We start from the raw sequence: 16,629 nt of genomic DNA, 5'->3' as shown, positions 1-16,629 counted from the left end.
TGAAGGGAAGACCATCTCATGAGCGATGAGCTCCAACAAATTCAAGACCAAGTCCTGAGTGTTTTGCAAGATCTGCAAAAGCATGCACAATTAAGACCTTCACAATTATTAGTAGTAGGCGCAAGCACGAGCGAAGTAATTGGTGAACGAATTGGCACATCAGGCACGATGGATACAGCGGGTGCACTTTACCGTGGTATCTTAGCGTTTCAAGAGGAAACAGGCGTGGCACTAGCCGTGCAATGCTGTGAACACTTGAACCGTGCGCTTGTCATCGAGCGCGAAGAAGCAGAACGACGAGGCTATGAAGAAGTGCGGGTCGTTCCAGCGCGATCAGCTGGAGGTGCGTTGGCCACACATGCTTACCACCATATGAATGAACCCGTGATCGTTGAATATATTAAAGCCGACGCAGGCATCGACATCGGTGACACCTTTATCGGCATGCACTTGAAGCATGTAGCCGTGCCGGTTCGCAGTGAAGTGAAAAAGGTCGGCGCCGCACACGTGACGTTGGCAAAGACACGTCCGAAGTTGATCGGCGGCGAACGCGCGGTGTATCCGAGTAAAGAAGACATACGGTGTTTTTAAATCGTGGAAAGCCCTCCTGGTGAGGGCTTTTTTCTATTGTGGTCGTGCCTTGCAACGATGACAGGTTGTCGTAACGTGTCGAGGATTGTAGACTCGCGGATAAACTCACAAAACTTGTGGATTCAGAGGCAAAACTCGTGGATAAAACACCCAAACTTGTGGATTCCAAGCCAAAACTCGTGGATTCATTCTTATTAGTTGTGTTCAATCTCGTAATGAATCCACTCTGAATTGATGTTTTTTCCGCCCATCTTCTTGTAAAGAGCTTGTGCAGACGTATTATCAATCGCAGTTTGCCAAGACATGTACGCGTAGCCTTCCTTTTTCGTGTATTCCAGCACATGCAAAAACAGTTTTTCTCCTAAACCAGCACCACGGAATTCAGCATCTACAAAAAGATCGTTCAATATGGCGATTTTCTGCAGCCGGGTCGTACTGAACGAAAAGTAGAGGGTTGCGAATCCCGCTAATCGGCCATCCTCTGTCTCAGCAACAAATTGAGTTCCTGCTTCATCTGAAGATAGCAGATGCTTGATATGATCCTCCAACTTTGATCCCTCAGGAGTTTTTCCTTTATAAAAATCAACAATGTAACGATGCATCATACCCTTTAACTGATCTACATCCTCTAAATCAACTGGACGAATTTTAAAACTATTCATCGTTATCCATCTCCTCTAATCTGGTTTCCTTAACAAAAGAAGCATTCATTTTACATCTATATTAAGTGATTCTTTCTGGTCTGAATAGTATGATGAATGAGACAAAGTAGAATCGGGCATTGTTTAGGAAGGGCATACTATGTTTGCTTCCTTTTTTATGTGAAAGGAGAAAGAGATCTTGAGAAATTATGCGATCGGAATAGATATTGGTACAACAAGTACGAAGGTTGTTCTTTTTGATGAAAAAGGAGCGGCTGTCGCACATCATTCAAAAAATTACCCGATGCTGTCGGAAGAACCAGGAGCTGCCGAGCAGAAGCCGGATGAAATTTATGAAGCAGTGAATGAATCGCTAAGAGAAACAGTGCGAAAAAGTGGAGATCTCGCGGAAAGAATCGGCTTCATTTCTTTTAGCACAGCCATGCATTCATTAATTGCAGTGGATTCTGATGGGACACCCCTTACAAACAGCATCACATGGGCTGATATTCGAAGTGAACCATACGTAGCAGCTTATAAATCAGATTACGGTGATGAAGCAGTTGAACTTTATAAACGGACCGGTGTCCCGCAGCATCCGATGACACCTCTTTTTAAATTGCAGTGGTTAAAAAATGATTGTCCCGATATTTTTCAGAAAGCAGCAAGATTTGTTGGCATTAAAGATTACATACTGTTCCGTTGGTTCGGTGAGTGGAAGACAGATCACGCATCAGCCGCAGCGACAAGCCTTTGGAACATGCATACAAAAACGTGGGATGAAGAAGCGCTGAAACTTGCAGATGTCACTCCAGAAAAACTTCCGACACTGCAACCATCGACGTATTATTGGGAGCAATTATCTGACGTTCTCACGAAGAAATCGGGTCTCGATTCCTCTGTAAAAGTGGTGATCGGTGCAACGGACGGTCCGTTGTCTAACCTTGGTGTCGGCGCGATCTCACCTGGAGATGTTGCGGTAACGATAGGTACGAGCGGTGCGATTCGAACTACTTCAGCTACACCAATACTTGATACAGATGGCCGCACGTTCTGTTATCCGCTCACGGAAAATCATTGGGTATCAGGCGGACCGGTTAACAACGGTGGAATCGCGTTTCAATGGATTCATGATATCTTGCAAAAAGACAGTGACAGTGCGGTCCATGAAAAGCTGTCTAGAGATGCCGAACAGATACAGCCTGGTGCAGAAGGCTTAGTATTCCTGCCTTATCTGACAGGAGAACGAGCACCATTATGGGATGCACAGGCAAAAGCATCGTTTATAGGGCTGACACTTCGCCATGATCATAATCATATGGTGCGGGCTGTGCTTGAAGGGACGATTCTTAACTTATTCAGCGTGTACTCACTAATAAAAGGTCAAGTGGCAGACATGGAAGTGAAGATCTTTGCAACTGGAGGCTTTACGAACTCGCCGCTTTGGAAACAGATAGTAGCTGATATTTTTCAAACAAAAGTGAGTATTCCTGAACATACGGAGAGCTCGTGCTTAGGTGCGGTCTTGCTCGGTCGATTCGCGATCGGTGAAACGAAAACGCTAGAAGAAGCGCCTGTTGAAACGAAGCAGTACGAAGAAATCACGCCTAATCCCGATCACAAGACAATCTACGAAGAGCTGTTCCAACTTTATCAATCTCTATCTGAAACGATGCAATCACAATATAAAGCGCTTCACGAATTTCAAAATAAGCATAAAAAAGAGAGCGGAAAATAATTCCGCTCTTTGTTTCTTAGTTGATATATGTCGCGTTGATCAGCGGAAGTCCGGTCTTAGCATCCTTACCTGTCTTAACGTTTCCGAATACTGTGACCTCAGAACCCTTTTCAAAGCCGCTGCCCATCGTAAAGTTCATCACTCTAAACTTGGTTTCTCCAACTTGGAACTCAAAGCTTCCGCCCATTCCTTTTTCATTATCCGTTAGCACTTTTCCAGTCGCTTTAACGATTTTTTCTTCGTACGCTTTTGGGTCTGCTTCAAGTGCTTTTGGATCTAACTGAACAGCTTTTTCTTCCATGTTCTTTATGATCTCAGCTTGTTGACCAGCAAGATCATCCGTTGTGCTTTGATCTTCGTTATCTCGTGTTTCTACTTTTTCCTTTGCTTCAGGCTTTGCTTTTTCTTCGCTACAGCCAGCCAAAGCTAGTACAAAAATAAGGAGACTCGCTCCAAACCACTTCTTCATCATGTTGATAACACCCCTTATAAATAGCTCTTTCTCTCTATTATGTATCATCATACCATGTTCATCCCTATCAAATAAAATGAATTTTCACACTTGTGCATTTCCTCTTACAACTTAAAGCTTTAACGTGTAAGATAGAGGGGTATGTTACAATCATAATTATTTTTCACATAAGGTAAGGGGGAAGCGAAATTGAACCATTTGAAAACAGCTGATCAAGAAGTCTACCAATCCATCATGGATGAATTGCACCGCCAGCGTACGAAAATTGAATTGATTGCTTCTGAAAACTTTGTAAGTCAAGCCGTAATGGAAGCGCAAGGCTCTGTACTTACGAATAAATATGCAGAAGGCTACCCGTCCAAACGCTATTATGGCGGATGTGAACATGTGGATGTTGTTGAAAACTTAGCAAGAGACCGCGCCAAGCAAATCTTTGGTGCTGAGCATGCTAACGTTCAACCTCACTCAGGTGCACAAGCAAACATGGCTGTATACTTTACGATTCTCGAGCAAGGCGACACCGTTCTAGGTATGAACCTTTCTCATGGCGGTCACTTAACACACGGAAGTGCCGTTAACTTTTCTGGCATTCAATATAACTTTGTGGAATATGGCGTAGATGCAAAGAAGAATGTTATCGATTACGAAGATGTTCGTCAAAAAGCACTAGAGCACCGTCCGAAGCTGATCGTAGCTGGAGCGAGCGCGTATCCGCGTGCGATTGATTTTGCAAAGTTCCGCGAGATCGCTGATGAAGTTGAAGCTTACCTTATGGTGGATATGGCCCATATCGCAGGTTTAGTGGCAGCAGGCCTTCACCAAAATCCAGTTCCTTATGCAGATTTTGTAACAACGACTACACATAAAACACTTCGCGGCCCTCGTGGCGGTATGATTCTTTGTAAAGAAGAATTCGCGAAAAAAATTGATAAATCGATCTTCCCAGGCATCCAAGGTGGTCCTTTGATGCATGTTATCGCAGCAAAAGCGGTATCGTTCGGTGAAGTGTTAACAGATGAGTTCAAGAGCTACGCTGAGCAGATCGTGAAGAACGCGAAGCGCTTAGCAGAATCTTTGAAAAAAGAAGGCATTACTATCGTTTCTGATGGTACAGACAATCACTTGATTCTGATCAATGTGAGTGAACTTGCACTAACAGGAAAAGTGGCTGAAAAAGCATTAGATGATATCGGAATCACGGTTAATAAGAACACGATTCCGTTTGATAAAGAAAGCCCGTTCGTAACGAGCGGTATCCGTATCGGAACAGCTGCTGTTACATCACGTGGTTTTGTTGAAGAAGATATGGACGAGATCGCTTCAATCATGGCGTCTGTATTGAAAAACATCGAGGACGAATCGGTGTTGAAGGATGCTGAATCACGCGTTGAGAAGCTAGCAGGAAAATATAAGTTGTACGAATAGGATAGCAATAAAAAAACCAGTTTCTTAAGCAGAAACTGGTTTTCTTTGTATTGCAGATTTGTTTTTGTTTCGTTTAGTTGGTACTGGGATAATAAATTGATGCTTGGGTACTTGCTGAATGATTTTAACAAAGAAAATAGTTGTGAACAGAACAACAAAGAACATAATAGGCATAAATCTTGTTTGCCATACTTCTGGTGGTAATGTTTTTGTAAACAGTATTAAAGTAAATGGGTGTATCAAATAGATGCCCATAGACAACTTTCCTATTACTTGTAATGAAACTTTCATCCAGTTTAATTTAACTAAATAAAAATATAATCCAATCGTTGCAAAACTTAAAATTGGGATGTTAATTAAATTTGTCTCTCTTCTAGATGAAATGCTTCCTACTATTTTGTATTCTAAATAAGCTCCAACATAGACGATTACAACACCTAAAGCAAGAAGTACAGAGTGTTTTTTTACCCAAACGGAAATCGGCTTCCAATAATGAGCTAGAAATCCTCCAAAGACAAAATAAAAGATCCAATGCATCACGAATACCTTATCAATTAAAACTTTTTCAATAATACCAGAAGCAAATGGTACGTCTATCAGATTTGTAAAATAAAGACTTATTGCCGCAGAAACAATTAATCCGATCCACCAGCCCATACCGCTTCTAATGAATTGAAGGATTGGAAACATAACATAAAACTGAACAACGATTGCCATAAAATAGAGATGGTAGAACGATTCTCCCATTGTAAAGTTGTATAGAAGCACTTTTGGATCTGTTGGAATGGTGCCTCCAAGAAAATATACAGTGACAAACTGATAGAACAAGCTCCAAATTACAAAAGGCATAATAATCTTAGTTGTACGTGAAGTAATAAAAGGTTTAAAAGAGAATCCTTTTTTATTTACTCCATTAAAAAGTAAAAAACCACTAATAACAGCAAACGTAGGTGTTCCAAATCGGCCTAACTGATTAAAGAAATAAGTAAACCAATTCCACACACCATCGGCTTCATTAAAGTAAGTTGCCGATACATGAACCAATAAAACACCAATACACGCGAAAGCTCTCAAAAAGTGAATCTCATTGAAGTATTCTTTGTTGTTAAGCTTAGTATCCACTTTTTACATCCTCTCCATGAACAAATCTCTCTTTTTTGGGTTAAATGCTATACGATAATTATTTCACGATAATAACCTTCGTTTCCATTTAGTTATTAACAAGGGTAAAAAGACTTGTAATAAATGGGAGATACAAAAAGAGGTATATTTCCGGCTTTTTCGAATAATACATCTACGTGTACAAAAAAAAGAAAAGAGGGAATGGTGTGTGTGGATAACGTAATTGTCGTTCAAGCTTTAAACAAGTCCTACGGAACAAAAAAAGCAGTTAACAATCTTTCTTTTTCTGTTAAAAAGGGTGAAATTTTTGGCATTATCGGACCAAACGGAGCTGGAAAGACGACCACGATCGAGATCATGGAAGGTCTTCGAAAAAAGGATAGCGGTGAAGTGTCTATTTTAGGCATGAATCCTGAAAAAGATCGGAAGGTGTTGAATCACCGCATTGGTGTTCAGTTTCAAGCAACTTCAATTCAAAAGAAGATGAAAGTAAAAGAGGCGCTGAAATTATTTGCAGCGATCTACAATAAAAGCAATACAGGCGATGAGATGCTGAAGCTGCTCGGTTTAGAGGAGAAGATGGATACATACTTTGATGATCTTTCCGGTGGACAAAAGCAGCGATTAACATTGGCCCTAGCTACTTTACATGAACCTGAGATCATCTTCTTAGACGAGCCGAGCATGGGGCTCGATCCGCATGCAAGGCGTGAGATGTGGAACATTATCCGTTCGCTGAGAGATCGAGGCACAACGATTGTAGTAACCACACATTACATGGAGGAAGCGGAAAAACTGTGTGACAGGGTCGCGATGATCTATAACGGAGAACTTCGTGCACTCGATGAACCAAGCAGATTGGTTGAGGATATCTCTTCTCACTTCATCAGTTTCCGAAGTCCCGATTTTCCTGTCGCTCTACTTCATCAGATTGCCGGTGTCATAGAGGTGGAACATGATAAAGAGCTAGATGCGTTCAAGATTTATACCGAAGATCTTCAATTTTGCTCTTATTTCTTATTTAAAACAGCACATGAAGAAAACTATCATATCTCGGATTACAAATTTGAGAGAGGCACACTCGATGACTTGTTCGTTCACTATCTAAAAGGAGGGGAATCTGCATGACAGCCCTATGGCAACTAACACTGCTTGAGACGAAGATGTTTTTTCGAGATAAGCTGCAGGTGTTTTGGACGTTTCTGTTCCCCGTACTCATGATTTGGTTGTTCGGTTCGATGTTTGAAAACCAAGCTCCCGAAGGCTTTTCATTTGCGAGTCTTTATATCCCCTCATGGATTGGGGTAAATATCGTAACAACCGCCTTTTTTACATTGGGGACGGTCCTCACAGGATACAGGGAAACTGGAGTTCTTCGCAGATATCAATCAACACCACTCGCTCCATGGAAGATTCTCTTTGCTCACACGATTCAAGGAACGGTGATTTTTAGTTTTTCAGCAGTTGTTCTTGTGGTGTTCGGAACGCTCATGTTTGACCTTCATGCCCCTGTCTATTTAGGAAGCACGCTAGTCGCTTTGTTGCTAAGCATCCTTGCCTTCTTTCCGTTCGCACTCTTCTTAACATCCCTAGCGAAAAACGTAGGAACAGCAGCAGCGATCAGCTCGCTTTTTCTAAACCTTATGCTGTTTTTATCAGGAGCCACATTCCCGTTAGAGATGATGCCTGACGTTCTGCAATATATAGCAAAAATCCTACCTCTTTACTATGTGATCGAATTGCTGCGTGCAACATGGAACACATCTCCACTTTGGGAAAACTGGACGCCTGTTTTGGTGTTAAGCTCTATTGCTCTCGTTTCAATCGTGTTGTCGTCTGTGTTCTTTAAGTGGAGCGGAAAAGCGGAATAATAGAAGGTTAAACTTTTGAAAAAGTATTGGGCTTAGATTAGCCAATACTTTTTGTTTTGGACATGTATTTTCTAGGTGTTTTTTGGCGTGCTGAAAACGAAGTGGACAGTAAAAAGCGGAAAGTGGACAGTATTTATGCCGAAGTGGACAGTAAAACAGGAAAAGCGGACAGTAAAGTTTTTTTGAGTACTATAAGGCAGGATGCTTAGCGAAAGTTTTCAGGATTTCACCTCTAAATTCAGGGAATAGTAGTAGAGGAGTTTATATGTAAAATTTGGAGGCAGAAAACTATCGTTTCTATGCTGATTTCCCTTGAAGTGAAGGTTGTTTTTCTGTACAATGCTAGAGATGCTTTTTGAACGAAAATAAATGTTACATAAGGAGAGGTGCTTAAAACATGAGTGAGGTATATGTCCTTGATCATCCGTTAATTCAGCATAAATTAACATACATCCGTGACGAACGTACGGGTACGAAAGAATTTCGTGAGCTTGTTGATGAAGTAGCGGGGCTTATGGCTTTTGAAATTACACGTGATCTTCCATTGCAAGAGGTAACGGTGAAAACGCCGGTTGCTGAAGCGACTATGAAAACGATCGCTGGGAAAAAACTAGGGCTAGTACCGATCCTTCGTGCAGGGCTTGGAATGGTAGACGGAATCCTTAAACTTATTCCAGCAGCAAAAGTTGGACATGTTGGGCTTTACCGTGATCCTGAAACATTAACACCGATCGAATACTATGTGAAGCTTCCTTCTGATGTAGAAGAGCGTGATTTTATCGTGATCGACCCGATGCTTGCAACAGGTGGATCTGCAGCAGCAGCGATTGAATCAATCAAGAAGCGCGGCGCGAAAAATATTAAGCTTATGTGTTTAGTGGCAGCTCCAGAAGGTATTAAAGTGATTCAAGACGAGCACCCAGACGTTGATATTTTCTTAGCAGCACTTGATGAAAAATTAAACGACCACGGCTACATCGTTCCAGGTTTAGGCGATGCTGGAGACCGTTTATTCGGAACTAAATAAGCAGTAAATAAAAAACTGACTTGATCGCGGGTGTAAACCCTCTTTCGGGGCAGTTTTTTTGTTCGTAAAAAGGATTAAATCTTCGTTGTGAGCGAAACGCAAGTAATCCTGAGCGAAAACCAGACTCCATTGAGCGAACGGAGATCAAACTGAGCGAAAACTCTGCTTAACTGAGCGAAACTCATGGTCTAGTGCGCGAACGTGTAATAAATAAAAGAACACGTACCGTAAAACCGAAAAAAGAAGGCTGACATCCGTCAGCCCGCACATAACGTTTATTTAATTCATTTCCTCAAACTTCATATCAATAAGCTTGTTGTCATCATGCATTACGCCAACTTTTACAAGGTGCATCTTATCTTGTTGATACAACAAGAAGTCAAAGTAATCCGAGATTGTGCCGTCCGGACTGATGTTCCGTGTATCGTACTGATAATCACTTACTCTGCTGTTCGGATATTTTTTCCTCGTCTCAGCCAGAGCCATCTTGCCCCATTTTGCATAGTCTTTTTGTGTCACAGATGAATTTAAATCTTCTGACGGGGTCTGGTCATTATACTGAACGTTCAATGGCTTGGTACGATCTTTTTCCACATTATTTCTCATATCTGTAGATTCTTCTGTAGGCTTTTTGTCATTGTTCATGCAGCCGCCCGTCACTAAAATTCCAGTCAACGCGAAGAAAAGAATTAATTTTTGTTTCATGTCGAACAAGCTCCTTCCATATATTTAATGTAAGTATTTATCAAATAGGGTGATTTATTCAGGAATATGGAAAGTGCAGGCAGAAGTAGTAAACAAAGTGAATAATAAACCATTGAAACAAGCCACAAAATTTCCACAATTTATTTAATAAACCGTCCCGTAAGTCGTTGACATAGAAATGTCACTATTGTATTCTTACAAAGGGAATATGGTAAGGTTTACATTCTTGTGTTTACAAGGGTTTTCAAGAAAATTATTACCAGATTTCCAGAAGGAAGGAGTCCATACGATATGAGCAACGGGAAACGCCCTTATAAAGCGATGGCTTTAATGTCTGGCATTCTTTCTCAGCTTGTTGGATGCATTTTAGTTGGACTTTTTGGAGGGAAATGGCTGGACGAGAAAGTCGGCAATGAATTTCCAATCTTCCTTATCATCGGGTTGTTTCTAGGTCTTGGAACAGGTGTTTACGGGATGATCCGCTTAATATCGAAGTTTTCAGGGGACGGGCAATGATGAATGAGTACAAATCGGTGTTTTTCAAATACATAAAGTACACATTATATCTTCTCTCTCTTTTTTTCGTCGGTTATGCTGTCACTCCTTACAAAGCTATCTTTTTAGGACTGGCTCTAGGAACTGTGTTTAGTCTCTACAATCTTTGGAGCATGTATTCGAAGATCGACCGCATGGGACAAGCAGTGATTCAGCAGAAAAGAGTGAAAACACTCGGTTCACTTTCAAGGCTCCTCTTTGCAGGGTTAGCGGTGCTCATCGCGATGAAATACCCGGAACATTTTCATTTATTAAGTGTGGTAGTGGGATTGATGTCAGTCTACATTATCATGTTAATAGATTCACTAACTCAAGTTACACGTACTCCAAAGGAAAAGAGGTGAACATAGGTGGAACATGGTGCAGTTACAGCTGATTTTCTAGGTTTGACGTTTAACCTGTCAAACGTACTAATGATCACAGTTTCATCCGTTATTGTTTTCCTTATTGCGGTACTCGCTACTCGAACCCTGTCAATGCGACCAGGAGGAATGCAAAACTTCCTTGAATGGGTAGTCGATTTCGTAAAAGGAATCATCAACAGCACAATGGATTGGCATACGGGCGGACGCTTTTTAGCTTTAGGACTTACATTAATCATGTATATTTTCGTTGCCAACATGCTGGGATTACCTTTTGCAGTAGTAGTCGACCATAATCTATGGTGGAAATCCCCTACTGCAGACCCAACTATTACTTTGACTCTAGCAGTTATGGTAGTGGCGCTATCACACTATTACGGTGTGAGAATGAAAGGGTTCAAGGAATATGGAGCTGAATTCTTCAAACCGATGAAGTTCTTGTTCCCACTAAAGATTATTGAAGAGTTTGCGAACACATTAACGCTTGGTCTTCGTCTTTACGGTAACATCTTCGCAGGTGAGATGCTTTTAGGTCTATTGGTAGGTTTAACTAAGATGGGTATTTTTGCTGGCGTACTTGGAATCTTCCCATTAATTGTGTGGCAAGGCTTCTCAGTATTCGTTGGTGCAATCCAAGCATTTATCTTCACGATGCTAACAATGGTTTACTTGGCACATAAAGTAAGTCACGATCACTAATCTTCAGGAAATATCAAGCTTCTATAATAAGAAGCCCATTTTCATAAAAACTTTAAGGGAATTCAGAAGGGAGAAATTTTATCATGAATCTTATTGCAGCTGCAATCGCGGTAGGTCTAGCGGCACTTGGTGCTGGTATTGGTAACGGTTTAATCGTAGGACGTACAGTTGAGGGGATCGCTCGTCAACCAGAACTACGTGGTACTCTTCAAACAACAATGTTCATCGGGGTTGCATTAGTTGAGGCACTTCCAATCATCGGTGTGGTTATCGCGTTCATCGCGCTTGGTTCTTAATCCTTAAAACAACCACTGTTTATTACGATTTCTATAATGGCGAAGCAAGTTTCCCAATAGGGACTACCCTTCGCCATTCCTTATGTATGATTGATTGAAGGGAGGAAATGGTGTGCAAAACTTAATTCTAGGTGCTGCTGCAGGTGGAGGCCTGAACACAGGTGATATTCTTTACCAATTAGCTGCATTTTTAATCCTACTAGTATTATTGCGTAAATTCGCATGGGGCCCGTTAATGGGAATCATGAAGGAGCGCCAATCACATATCAACAGCGAAATTGATGCGGCTGAAAAATCCCGTCAAGAAGCTAAGAGCTATCTTGAGTCTCAAGTTGCTGAGTTAAAGAAAGCGAAAGAAGAAGCAAAGTCTATTATCGACAATGCTAAAAAGCAAGGCGAAGCACAAGGTGAAGCAATCATTAAAGCATCTCGTGATGAAGCTGAGCGTGTAAAAGAAGCTGCATTGGCTGAGATCGCTTCTGAAAAAGAAAAAGCAGTTGCTACACTTCGTCAAGAAGTTGCTGCTCTATCCGTTAAGATCGCTTCTAAAGTTATTGCAAAAGAACTTGATGAGAGCTCTCAGGAGAAGCTTATTAACGAATACCTTCAAGAGGTAGGCGAGTCTCGATGAGCAAAGATCAAGCAGTCGTAGCAAAACGTTATGCATTAGCACTTTTTGAAGTAGTTGGTGTTACGAAACTTGAAGATACAGTTTCAGAATTGCGTCTTGTGAAGAACGTACTGGAGCTTAACAAAGAGCTTCAAAAAGTTCTATCACATCCAAAAGTATCGAAGGATCAAAAGAAATCTTTGATCAAAGAGAGCGTTGGAGCTGAACTTTCTACCGCTGTAATGAACACGATCTATCTGATGGTAGACCGTAACCGTTACACATACATCACAGAGATGGCAGCGCAGTTCATTGAATTAGCAAATGAAGCACAAGGCATTGCCGACGCAAATGTATATTCTGTACGTCCTTTATCAGACTCAGAGATACAGAAGTTGGAGCAAACGTTTGCTGCCCGAGTCGGCAAAAGAGCGTTGCGCATTAATAATATTGTAGATTCTTCTCTTGTTGGAGGAATTAAGATCCGCATTGGCAACCGTATTTTTGACGGAAGCATCAGCGGAAAGTTGAATCGAATGGAACGTCAATTAGCTTCTAACGGAAGCTGAGAGGATAGGGGTGAAATTCATGAGCATTAAAGCTGAAGAAATCAGTGCTTTAATTAAAAAACAGATTGAAAACTATCAATCTGAGATCGAAGTTAATGATGTGGGTACAGTTATCCAGGTCGGTGACGGTATTGCCCGTGCCCATGGATTAGATAACGTAATGGCTGGTGAGCTAGTTGAATTTTCTAACGGTGTAATGGGTATGGCCCAAAACCTTGAAGAAAACAACGTAGGTATCATCATTCTTGGGCCTTACCAAGAAATTCGTGAAGGTGACGAAGTAAAACGTACAGGACGTATCATGGAAGTTCCTGTAGGTGAAGAGCTTCTTGGCCGTGTAGTTAACCCACTTGGACAGCCTATCGATGGCAAAGGTCCAATTGCGACTACAAAAACACGTCCTATCGAGCAAAAAGCTCCAGGCGTAATGGCTCGTAAATCTGTACATGAGCCGCTTCAAACAGGTATTAAAGCGATTGACGCACTTGTGCCAATCGGACGCGGACAACGTGAGCTTATCATCGGTGACCGTCAAACAGGTAAAACAGCTGTAGCGATCGATACGATCCTTAACCAAAAAGATCAAGATATGATCTGTATCTATGTAGCGATCGGTCAAAAAGAATCAACAGTTGCGGGCGTAGTAGAAACACTTCGTGCACATGGAGCGCTTGATTACACAATCGTTGTATCAGCATCTGCTTCTCAACCTGCACCAATGTTGTTCCTAGCTCCTTATGCTGGGGTATCTATGGCTGAAGAATTCATGTGGGCTGGCAAGCACGTATTGATCATCTATGATGATCTTTCTAAGCAAGCTGCTGCATACCGTGAGCTTTCCTTGCTACTTCGTCGTCCTCCAGGCCGCGAAGCTTACCCAGGGGACGTATTCTACCTTCACTCACGTCTATTAGAGCGTGCAGCGAAGTTGAATGACGACTTAGGTGGCGGATCAATCACAGCGCTTCCGTTCATTGAAACGCAAGCATCTGACGTATCTGCTTATATTCCAACAAACGTTATCTCTATCACAGACGGACAGATCTTCTTACAATCTGACTTGTTCTTCTCCGGTGTTCGTCCGGCGATCAACGCAGGTATCTCCGTTTCTCGTGTAGGGGGAGCAGCTCAGATCAAAGCGATGAGCAAAGTATCTGGTACACTTCGTCTAGATCTTGCTTCATACCGTGAACTAGAAGCATTCGCTCAGTTCGGATCTGACCTTGATAAAGCGACTCAAGCAAAACTAAACCGTGGTGCACGTACAGTTGAAGTACTTAAGCAAGGACTTCACAAGCCACTAAAAGTTGAGCACCAAGTTGCAATCCTTTATGCATTGACTCGTGGTTACATCGATGATGTAGCTGTTGAAGATGTAAACCGCTTTGAAGAAGCGCTTTACGCTCACATGGAAGCTAACTCTAAAGACGTTCTTGATGCAATCAAAACGACTGGTAAACTTCCTGAAGGTGACAGCCTAGACGAAGCGATCAAAGCATTCAAAAAGACATTCGCGTAAGATATATAGACTTTAAAAGCAGAGGTGCAGTTGCAGTGATGAGCTGCGCCTTGCAACCAGCTTACTATGTTTAAAATGAGGTTAACCGATTTTTAAACTACCAATAAAGGTGGTGAAAATGAATGGCATTAAAAGATATTAAAGCACGTATAGACTCCACTAAAAAGACCATGCAGATCACAAAAGCGATGGAGATGGTTTCAGCTGCAAAGCTAAACCGCGCTGAGCAAAATGCGAAATCTTTCGGCCCTTACGTGGACAAGATCCAAGAAGTGGTAGGAAGCATCGCATCTGGAAGCAACGCGAAACACTCTATGCTTTTAACACGACCAGTGAAGAAGACGGGTTACTTCGTCGTTACAGCTGACCGTGGATTGGCAGGAGCTTATAACTCGAATATTTTGCGCCACGTTTACCGTACGATTCAAGAGCGTCACAAATCAGCAGATGAGTATGCATTGATCGTAATCGGTAAAGTCGGTGTGAACTTTTTCAAAAGCCGTAAGATGTCGATCTTGGACAGCATCACAGGCGTGGCAGACCAGCCATCCTTTGCTGAAATCAAGGCAATCGCTTCAAAGGCAGTCGGTCTTTATGCGGACGGAACATTTGATGAGCTTTACATGTATTACAACCATTTTGTAAGTGCCATTCAGAGCGATCTGACGGAGAAGAAGCTTCTTCCGTTAACAGATATCGCTGCAACAAAATCAAAATCTTCCTATGAGTATGAACCATCAGAGGACGAGATCCTTGAAGTGCTTCTTCCTCAATATGCGGAGAGCTTGATTTATGGTGCTTTACTTGATGCGAAAGCAGCCGAGCATGCTTCTCGTATGACTGCGATGAGAAATGCAACGGATAACGCTAATGAACTGATCGGCCAATTGAACCTCTCGTACAACCGTGAGCGTCAAGCAGCTATCACTCAGGAAATTACGGAAATCGTCGGCGGTGTAGCAGCTCTAGAATAGACTTTTTATAAGTGATTCTAGCAGCTATTTTGCAAAGTAAGATAGGAGGGAAACCGATGAATAAAGGCTATATTACTCAAATTCTTGGACCGGTCGTTGACGTTAAGTTCGAAGGCCAGCTTCCAGAATTGCTTAACGCTTTAACTGTTAGCGCTGAGGGTGTTGACTTAACACTAGAAGTAGCACTTCACCTTGGTGATAACATGGTTCGTACAATCGCAATGGATTCAACGGATGGTCTTGTTCGTGGAATGGAAATCGCTGACTCAGGTAAGCCGATCTCTGTACCAGTAGGTGAAGCAACACTTGGACGTGTATTTAACGTAACAGGTGATCACATTGACCTTGGTGAGGCAGTACCGGCAGATGTTCGCCGTGACCCGATCCACCGTTCAGCACCTTCTTTTGAAGAATTAACAACAAAAACGGAGATCCTTGAAACAGGGATTAAGGTAGTTGACCTTATCGCTCCATACGTAAAAGGTGGAAAAATCGGTCTTTTCGGTGGTGCGGGTGTAGGTAAAACAGTTCTTATCCAGGAGCTTATCAACAACATCGCACAAGAACACGGTGGTATCTCCGTATTCGCAGGTGTTGGTGAGCGTACTCGTGAAGGAAATGACCTTTTCCACGAGATGAGCGACTCTGGTGTTATCAAGAAAACGGCAATGGTATTCGGACAGATGAACGAGCCACCTGGAGCACGTGCGCGTATCGCTCTTTCTGGTTTGACAATGGCTGAATTCTTCCGTGATGAGCAAGGACAAGACGTTCTTTTCTTCGTAGATAACATCTTCCGTTTCACGCAAGCAGGTTCTGAAGTATCTGCCCTTCTTGGCCGTATGCCATCAGCGGTAGGTTACCAACCAACTCTTGCAACTGAGATGGGTCAATTACAAGAGCGTATCACATCAACGAAAAAAGGTTCTGTAACATCTATCCAAGCGATCTATGTACCTGCCGATGACTATACGGATCCGGCTCCAGCTACAGCGTTCGCCCACTTAGATGCAACAACAAACCTTGAGCGTAAACTTACAGCTATGGGTATCTATCCAGCGGTAGATCCACTAGCTTCAACTTCACGTGCACTTTCTCCTGAGATCGTTGGAGAAGAGCATTACGAAGTAGCTCGTAAAGTACAGGCGACTTTACAGCGTTATAAAGAACTTCAAGATATCATCGCAATCCTTGGTATGGACGAGCTTTCTGAAGACGACAAGCTAGTTGTACACCGTGCGCGTCGTATCCAGTTCTTCTTATCTCAAAACTTCCACGTTGCAGAACAATTTACAGGACAAAAAGGTTCATACGTTCCTGTTAAAGAAACAGTTCGTGGATTCAAAGAAATCCTTGAAGGAAAATACGATGATCTTCCGGAATCAGCGTTCCATCTCGTAGGCTCTATTGAGGATGCTATTGAAAAAGCAAAAACTTTGGCCTAATGCCTGAA

General features: G+C 42.2%; 19 protein-coding genes. 15 read left to right on the top strand and 4 right to left on the bottom strand.

Features of this window, described 5'->3' with window-relative positions:
* Positions 1 to 18: 18 nt before the first annotated feature.
* Positions 19 to 591: a TIGR01440 family protein gene (locus IHV09_RS18780; protein WP_197265190.1), complete on the top strand. Its 573-nt coding sequence runs from the start codon at positions 19 to 21 to the stop codon at positions 589 to 591.
* A gap of 194 nt (positions 592 to 785) precedes the next feature.
* Here IHV09_RS18780 and IHV09_RS18775 read toward each other — a convergent pair whose 3' ends face one another.
* Positions 786 to 1,253 (bottom strand): GNAT family N-acetyltransferase, encoded by a 468-nt coding sequence (locus IHV09_RS18775; protein WP_197265189.1) that lies wholly within the window; start codon positions 1,251 to 1,253, stop codon positions 786 to 788.
* 178 nt (positions 1,254 to 1,431) lie between these two features.
* Between IHV09_RS18775 and IHV09_RS18770 the strand changes: the two genes are divergently transcribed.
* Positions 1,432 to 2,970, top strand: coding sequence for a gluconokinase (locus IHV09_RS18770; protein ID WP_231618402.1), 1,539 nt, complete (start codon positions 1,432 to 1,434; stop codon positions 2,968 to 2,970).
* Positions 2,971 to 2,986: 16 nt separating this feature from the next.
* On the opposite strand, the gene IHV09_RS18765 is transcribed toward IHV09_RS18770, so the two are convergent.
* Positions 2,987 to 3,442 carry a hypothetical protein gene (locus IHV09_RS18765; protein WP_197128296.1) on the bottom strand — a complete coding sequence of 152 codons (456 nt, stop codon included), beginning with the start codon at positions 3,440 to 3,442 and terminating at the stop codon, positions 2,987 to 2,989.
* A 189-nt stretch (positions 3,443 to 3,631) separates the two neighbouring features.
* On the opposite strand from IHV09_RS18765, the gene glyA reads away from it, so the two are divergent.
* The gene (gene glyA / locus IHV09_RS18760; protein WP_197190174.1) at positions 3,632 to 4,867 is read left to right on the top strand and encodes a serine hydroxymethyltransferase; all 1,236 of its coding nucleotides are present in this window, start codon (positions 3,632 to 3,634) and stop codon (positions 4,865 to 4,867) included.
* A 24-nt stretch (positions 4,868 to 4,891) separates the two neighbouring features.
* Here the strand turns inward: glyA and IHV09_RS18755 are convergent, their stop codons facing one another.
* The gene (locus tag IHV09_RS18755) at positions 4,892 to 5,989 is read right to left on the bottom strand and encodes an acyltransferase (protein ID WP_197190173.1); all 1,098 of its coding nucleotides are present in this window, start codon (positions 5,987 to 5,989) and stop codon (positions 4,892 to 4,894) included.
* Positions 5,990 to 6,199: 210 nt separating this feature from the next.
* Between IHV09_RS18755 and IHV09_RS18750 the strand changes: the two genes are divergently transcribed.
* The 3 genes from IHV09_RS18750 (at position 6,200) to upp (ending at position 8,887) form a co-directional block, all read left to right on the top strand.
* Positions 6,200 to 7,117, top strand: coding sequence for an ABC transporter ATP-binding protein (locus IHV09_RS18750; protein WP_197190172.1), 918 nt, complete (start codon positions 6,200 to 6,202; stop codon positions 7,115 to 7,117).
* Positions 7,114 to 7,860, top strand: coding sequence for an ABC transporter permease (locus IHV09_RS18745; RefSeq protein ID WP_197128299.1), 747 nt, complete (start codon positions 7,114 to 7,116; stop codon positions 7,858 to 7,860). Before IHV09_RS18750 ends, IHV09_RS18745 begins: the two co-directional genes overlap by 4 nt.
* A 397-nt stretch (positions 7,861 to 8,257) precedes the next feature.
* A complete protein-coding gene (gene upp / locus IHV09_RS18740) occupies positions 8,258 to 8,887 on the top strand; it encodes a uracil phosphoribosyltransferase (RefSeq protein WP_137791119.1) in 630 nt (209 codons plus the stop codon).
* A gap of 279 nt (positions 8,888 to 9,166) precedes the next feature.
* On the opposite strand, the gene IHV09_RS18735 is transcribed toward upp, so the two are convergent.
* The gene (locus IHV09_RS18735; protein ID WP_197265188.1) at positions 9,167 to 9,592 is read right to left on the bottom strand and encodes a DUF3889 domain-containing protein; all 426 of its coding nucleotides are present in this window, start codon (positions 9,590 to 9,592) and stop codon (positions 9,167 to 9,169) included.
* Between the two features lie 291 nt (positions 9,593 to 9,883).
* Between IHV09_RS18735 and IHV09_RS18730 the strand changes: the two genes are divergently transcribed.
* The 9 genes from IHV09_RS18730 (at position 9,884) to atpD (ending at position 16,621) form a co-directional block, all read left to right on the top strand.
* On the top strand, positions 9,884 to 10,108 hold the full coding sequence (locus IHV09_RS18730) for an AtpZ/AtpI family protein (RefSeq protein WP_066244770.1): 225 nt from the start codon (positions 9,884 to 9,886) through the stop codon (positions 10,106 to 10,108).
* Positions 10,105 to 10,491 (top strand): ATP synthase subunit I, encoded by a 387-nt coding sequence (locus IHV09_RS18725; protein ID WP_191754312.1) that lies wholly within the window; start codon positions 10,105 to 10,107, stop codon positions 10,489 to 10,491. Before IHV09_RS18730 ends, IHV09_RS18725 begins: the two co-directional genes overlap by 4 nt.
* Before the next feature lie 6 nt (positions 10,492 to 10,497).
* A complete protein-coding gene (gene atpB, locus IHV09_RS18720) occupies positions 10,498 to 11,208 on the top strand; it encodes a F0F1 ATP synthase subunit A (protein ID WP_197128303.1) in 711 nt (236 codons plus the stop codon).
* Between the two features lie 83 nt (positions 11,209 to 11,291).
* Positions 11,292 to 11,504 (top strand): F0F1 ATP synthase subunit C, encoded by a 213-nt coding sequence (atpE, locus tag IHV09_RS18715; protein WP_066244772.1) that lies wholly within the window; start codon positions 11,292 to 11,294, stop codon positions 11,502 to 11,504.
* A 112-nt stretch (positions 11,505 to 11,616) separates the two neighbouring features.
* Positions 11,617 to 12,135, top strand: coding sequence for a F0F1 ATP synthase subunit B (gene atpF / locus IHV09_RS18710; RefSeq protein WP_137791115.1), 519 nt, complete (start codon positions 11,617 to 11,619; stop codon positions 12,133 to 12,135).
* Entirely contained in the window at positions 12,132 to 12,683 is a 552-nt protein-coding gene (locus tag IHV09_RS18705; RefSeq protein ID WP_197190170.1) for a F0F1 ATP synthase subunit delta, read from the top strand. Before atpF ends, IHV09_RS18705 begins: the two co-directional genes overlap by 4 nt.
* Positions 12,684 to 12,702: 19 nt before the next feature.
* Positions 12,703 to 14,202: a F0F1 ATP synthase subunit alpha gene (gene atpA / locus IHV09_RS18700; RefSeq protein WP_197190169.1), complete on the top strand. Its 1,500-nt coding sequence runs from the start codon at positions 12,703 to 12,705 to the stop codon at positions 14,200 to 14,202.
* 122 nt (positions 14,203 to 14,324) lie between these two features.
* The gene (atpG, locus tag IHV09_RS18695) at positions 14,325 to 15,176 is read left to right on the top strand and encodes an ATP synthase F1 subunit gamma (RefSeq protein WP_066398937.1); all 852 of its coding nucleotides are present in this window, start codon (positions 14,325 to 14,327) and stop codon (positions 15,174 to 15,176) included.
* Positions 15,177 to 15,232: 56 nt separating this feature from the next.
* Positions 15,233 to 16,621 (top strand): F0F1 ATP synthase subunit beta, encoded by a 1,389-nt coding sequence (atpD, locus tag IHV09_RS18690; protein ID WP_066398935.1) that lies wholly within the window; start codon positions 15,233 to 15,235, stop codon positions 16,619 to 16,621.
* Positions 16,622 to 16,629: the final 8 nt, after the last annotated feature.

Origin of the sequence: Fictibacillus sp. 23RED33 (genome assembly GCF_015903925.1) — a bacterium.
Lineage (GTDB): Bacteria > Bacillota > Bacilli > Bacillales > Fictibacillaceae > Fictibacillus > Fictibacillus phosphorivorans.
The sequence above is the reverse complement of the archived record's forward strand: the minus strand, read 5'-3'. Positions and strand labels throughout refer to the sequence as shown.